The sequence below is a fragment of the Burkholderia sp. KCJ3K979 genome, from assembly GCF_016759955.1.
In the GTDB taxonomy this organism is placed as follows: Bacteria; Pseudomonadota; Gammaproteobacteria; order Burkholderiales; family Burkholderiaceae; genus Burkholderia; species Burkholderia orbicola.
The window spans coordinates 1-5,152 of sequence record NZ_JACFYV010000325.1; the positions used below are offsets into that span (position 1 = coordinate 1).

A 5,152-nucleotide genomic window follows, 5' to 3' on the forward strand; every position below is an offset into this window, starting at 1 on the left:
GCGGCGTGCGCGGCGGCCGCGCATGCGAACAGCGTCGCGCCGAGCCAGCGCGACAGCGGACGCACGGTGCCCGGCCGCGCGCGGGGACGGCGAGTGTCGCGATTGCCCATCGGCTCAGGCCGGCACGCCGAACAGGCGCTGGCGAATCCGGTACAACGGCTCGAACAGCCATTCGAGCAGGCTGCGCCGCTCCAGCACGATGTCCGCCTTCAGCATCATCCCGGCCCGCAGCGACAACGGCCGCCCGTCGAACGACGGCGTGCGGTCGGCGAGTTCGACCCAGGTCTTGAAGTAGGTCTGCGGCGCGGCCGCATCGCCGGGCAGGTTCAGTTCCTTCGCCGAGAACGCGACGGGCGAGATCGACAGCACCTTGCCGCGATAGGTGCCGAATTTCTCCACCGGATAGCTTGCGTACGCAACCTTCACCTCCTGCCCCTTCTTCACGAAGCCGGCCTTCGACGACGGAATGTAGACCTCGGCGATCAGTCCGTCCGCCTTCGCGGGCAGGATCTCGACGACACGCGTGCCGGGCGGATCGATCACGCCGCCCTGCACGACGTCGAGCCGCACGATCTGCCCGTCGGCCGGCGCGTACAGCACCTGGTTCACGTTCTCGTCGATGTTGTATTCCTTCGCGTTCAGCTCCTCCTGCTTGATCTTCAGTTCCGCGTTCGCGCCGTCGTACTTGCTCTGCATCGTGTCGAGATCGCCGCGCAGCTTCATCGCGTTCTTCGCGAGTTCGGCGCGGCGCAGCAGCAGGTCCTGGTACGCCTGCCCGGCCTGCAGGTATTGCGTGTTGACCTGGTTGTACTGTTCGAGCGTCACGACCTGTTCGTCGAGCAACTGCTTCACGCGCGCGCGCCGTTCGCCATACTCGTCGACGATGCGCTTCTGGTCCTGGATCTGCCGGTCGATCAGCCCGCGGCTCTCGCCCTGCGCGGCGATCTGCTGATTGATCTGCTGCACCGACGACCGGTATTCGAGCCGCGCCGCATCGATCTGCTGCGTCACCTCGACGCGCTGCCGGTCGAGCGCCGCGCGCATTCCCTGCACGTTGTTCGCCTGGCTGACGAAGCTCGTGTCGCGCGTCACCGCGAGCAGGCGCTGGCCGGCCTTCACGTGCTGGTCCTTGCCGACGTAGATGTCGCGCACCGCCCAGCCCGGCGGCGCACCGACGCCGATCAGCCCCGAGCGCGGCGTCAGCATCCCCGACACGCTCTCGGTGTTCGCGTAGCTCAGCTCGACGAGCGCGGTCACGAACATCGCGAACATCGCCAGCGACAGGTAGCAGAAGAACCGCATCGACACCGGCACGTCGACGACGCCGTGAATCACGGTGCCGAAGGTCGTGCCGCGCGCGAGCTTGCGCGACGGCTTCTGTTCTCGGAAGGCGGAATTCCAGGTCGGCATGGGGCGGGCTCGTCAGGAGCGACGCCGCGCGGCCGCATCGAGCAGCGGCGTCGGCATCAGGTAAGGCGTGAAGTGTTCCCAGAAATGCCACTGCTCGGGCTGGCGCACGAGCGCCTGCTCGAGACGGTCGACGATGCGCTGGTGCGTCGCGCGCACGGGCGACGCGTCGTCGTCGGTACCGAGCATCGGTGCAAGCGGGCTGGCCGCCAGTTCGGTGAAATGCACCGCGCAGCGATCGCGAAACGGCACGCCGGTCGCATACGCGACGAGCAGCGGAATGCCCTGTTCGACCGCGAGCTTCACGCCGCCGCCGGCCATCCGCACCCAGCGCCCGCCGAGCCGGCAGCGATTGGTCTTGCCGAACTTGCCGTGCAGGTCGGAGAACAGCAGGAACACGGGCGCCTCGCGCCGCAGGCTCGTGATCAGCCGCCGCAGGTGCACGCGCTCCTCGATGTCGATGAATTCGACTTCGCCGGCACCGTACTCGGCGACGAGCCGCAGCGCATCGTCGAAGAACGCGCCCGGCGCATCGCGGTGCAGGATCACCATCAGCTTGCGGTCGTCGGGAATCATGAAGCGCAGCTTCGTGACGAACAGCATCAGGTTGCCGAAGTGCAGCCCCGCGAGCATCAGCGGGCCGCCGCGTGCGAGTGCCGCGCGCAACTGGTCGTCGCCTTCGCACGCCATCCCGTCGATCATCGTCTTCATCGATGCGAGGCTGTGCGTGCGCAGCTTGAGCCCCGCGAATTCGGCCTCGAACAGCTCGCGCACGATCGCGGCCGACACTTCCCGCACGCGCCGCGGATCGTCGTTCAGGTGCGCGCTCAACATGTAAGCGACCGCGCGCTCGATCGACTCGCGGATGCACGGAAAGCAGCGCAGGCACGCGCCCGAGCACCAGCGCATCAGCCAGAGCCCACGCGCGGGCGACGTGCGCAGCGCGATCGCCCGCACCGCGCGGCGTAGCAGGAACGCGTACGAGAACGGATTGAGCAGGAAGAGCCGCCCGAGCATCACCGCGCCTCCTCATGCGTGCGCCAGGCCTCGGTCGCATCGGTCAGCACGCCGTCATCCATTCGGTAGATCCGGTCGACCATCGACAGGATCGACGCATCGTGCGTGACGAGCACGATCGTGCACGGCAGCGTCAGCACGTTGCGGCAGATCTCGTGCGTGGTCGCCTGGTCGAGGTTCGACGAAAATTCATCGAGGATCAGCAGGCGCGGCTCGCAATACAGCGCCCGCGCGATCAGCAATCTCTGCATCTGGCCGGCCGACAGGAATTTCTGCGTATCGCCGAGCGGCGTGTCGTAGCGATGGTCGAGCCGCTCGATCTCGTCGTGGATGCACGCGAGCTTCGCCGCGTCGAACATCGCGCCGATCCGCGGCGCGGGCGCGAAGTTCGTGATGTTGTCGCGGATCGTCCCGCGAAACAGCTGGTCGGACTGCGTGACGGCCGCGAGATGCTTGCGGTATTGCCGCAGGTTCACTTCCGCGAGATCGACGCCGCCGACGAACAGCGTGCCGGGCTCGGGCCGCACGAGCCCGCAGATCAGGTTCAGCAGCGTCGTCTTGCCGCTGCCGGTGCGGCCGACGATCGCGATCTTGCTGCCGGCTGGCACGTCGAGCGCGACATGGCTCAGGATCGGCCGATGGCCGCCCTTCGGCGTGTACGACAGCGCGCGGATCGACAGCGCGCCGTCGAACCCGTCGACCGGCCGCACGACCGCGTCCGGCGCCGGCTCCTCGGTCTCGGTCTGCAGCACGTCCGCGACGCGATCCATGTGCACCTGCAGCACCTTGCGCCGCACGTAGAGCTGGATCGAATCGATGAACTTGTCCGCGAACAGGTTCTTGTACTGGATGAACGCGTAGATCACGCCGATCGTGCTCTGGCCGTGCATCACGAGCCACGCGCCATACGTGACGATCACGAGCTGCTCGACGTGCACGATCCCCTTCGAGATCGCGTCGAACAGCAGTTGCAGCCGCTCCTGCTGGCGCATCGCCTGCAGTTTCTGCGTGAACGCGTTGACCCACAGGCTGCTGCGCGCGGTCTCGGCCGACAGCAGCTTGATCGAATGCGCGGACCGGATGTTCTCGATCAGCAGCGCATCGGCCTCGGCGCCGCGCGTGAGGATCTGCGACATCGCGTCCTGCAGTTGCGGCTGGATCGCGAGCCGGCTCAACGCGAACAGCACCATCCCCGCGAGGCTGATACCGGCCAGTACGGGGCTGTAATACAGCATCAGCATGAGCGTCAGCGTGCAGGTGACGAGGTTCAGCAGCCCGCCGACCAGCCCGTCGACGAGAAACCGCCCGACCTCCGACACCGACGACACGCGCGAGATCGAATCGCCGGTGTTGTGAAACAGGAAATAACCGATCGGCAGCCGCGCGAGATGGCCGACCATGTTCGCCGACAACTGCTGCGACACGATGTTGCGCAGGTAGCTCTTGATGTTGCCGACGAGATTCGCGTAGAGCGTGTCGAACAGGAACACGATCGCGAACAGGATCGTCAGCAGGTACAGGATGTCGACGTCGGTTTTCTTCAGCGCCTCGTCGATCGTCAGTTGCACGTAAGACGGGCCGAGCAGCAGCAGGAGCTGCGCGGCGACGCCGCCCGCGATGCCGATCGCGAGGCTCTTGCGGATGCCGGTCAGCCCTTCGAGGTAGTCGCGCAGCCGGATGCGGTCGGCCTGCCCCTCCCGCGCGAAACCGATGTCCGGATTCAGTTCGAGCGCATAGCCGGTGATGTGCGTGAGCGCCTGCGCGAGCGGCAGCCTCGTCTCGCCGAGCGCGGGGTCGACGATGTGCACGCTGCCGTAGCCGACCTTCGTCAGCACGACATAGTGGTTCATCCCCCAGTGCAGGATGCACGGCGTCTTGAGCGCGTCGAGCTCGCCCGCATCGAACTGCAGCCCGCGTGCGCGCAGGCCGAGATCGTTCGAGATCTCCATCAGGTCGAAGAATGACAGGCCGGAGTCGATCCGCACCGGATAGCGGTTGCGCAGCGTGCGCAACGTCGTTTCGCGCCCGTGCCACGACGCGATCATCGCGAGGCAGGCCAGGCCGCACTCCGTCACTTCGTCCTGCAGGACCGGACGGACTTTACGCGTATTGAAGAGCATGGTCGGGCACCCGGGGCGCGACGACGCGCCGCCCGGGCCAGCCGGTGCGGGCCCGTGGCGGGTCGTGCGCGATACGCATGGGCGCAGCCGGCGCTACCGGCTGCGACGGAAGATCGGTGTTGCCGGCCGCTCGGCGGGCCGCTCAGCGCGACGAGCCGAGCGACATCCGGAACTGTTCGACGGCGTGGGCCTGGTACTGGGTCATCAGGCCCTGCAGCGTGGTCCCGATCGACTGGTTGACGAGATCGACCGTATAGGCGGCCGAATTGGAGTAAAGCGACGCGCCGCCGCGAATCTGGCGGGCCTGTTCTTCCGTGATGTCTCGCATTTGTGGTGGCCTTTATATTGTCGGAATGCCAACAGCCGTCAGCCAATTGCAAGCCCGATGGCCGTTCACTTTATTACGTGATAATCCGGCACTCCAGTCTCCTGATAATCGCCCGATTTCGAAATAATGCATTTCGAAGTCACTTTATTTGCACTGCGGCGATCGATTCTTTTCCTTCTGTTTCGCAGCATCTGACGCGGGGGGCGCCTCCCCGCGCACGGCGGTTACTTGCCGGTGTTATTGAACGTCTTCGGGTTCTGCAGGTAATTGCCGAGGCTCG

At 66.2% G+C, this 5,152-nt stretch carries 4 protein-coding genes; all 4 read right to left on the bottom strand.

Annotated elements, in window-relative coordinates:
- Positions 1-114: 114 nt before the first annotated feature.
- Positions 115-1,410 (bottom strand): HlyD family secretion protein, encoded by a 1,296-nt coding sequence (locus H3O04_RS33730; protein ID WP_006479212.1) that lies wholly within the window; start codon positions 1,408-1,410, stop codon positions 115-117.
- Between the two features lie 12 nt (positions 1,411-1,422).
- Entirely contained in the window at positions 1,423-2,427 is a 1,005-nt protein-coding gene (locus H3O04_RS33735; protein WP_006479213.1) for a hypothetical protein, read from the bottom strand.
- Entirely contained in the window at positions 2,424-4,544 is a 2,121-nt protein-coding gene (locus tag H3O04_RS33740) for a peptidase domain-containing ABC transporter (RefSeq protein WP_202589341.1), read from the bottom strand. Before H3O04_RS33740 ends, H3O04_RS33735 begins: the two co-directional genes overlap by 4 nt.
- Before the next feature lie 142 nt (positions 4,545-4,686).
- On the bottom strand, positions 4,687-4,872 hold the full coding sequence (locus H3O04_RS33745; protein ID WP_006479215.1) for a hypothetical protein: 186 nt from the start codon (positions 4,870-4,872) through the stop codon (positions 4,687-4,689).
- Positions 4,873-5,152: the final 280 nt, after the last annotated feature.

Bases quoted from the DNA above. Each gene is read 5' to 3' on its own strand.
- H3O04_RS33730 (WP_006479212.1), bottom strand. From the start codon at position 1,410: ATGCCGACCTGGAATTCCGCCTTCCGAGAACAGAAGCCGTCGCGCAAG.
- H3O04_RS33740 (WP_202589341.1), bottom strand. From the start codon at position 4,544: ATGCTCTTCAATACGCGTAAAGTCCGTCCGGTCCTGCAGGACGAAGTG.
- H3O04_RS33745 (WP_006479215.1), bottom strand. From the start codon at position 4,872: ATGCGAGACATCACGGAAGAACAGGCCCGCCAGATTCGCGGCGGCGCG.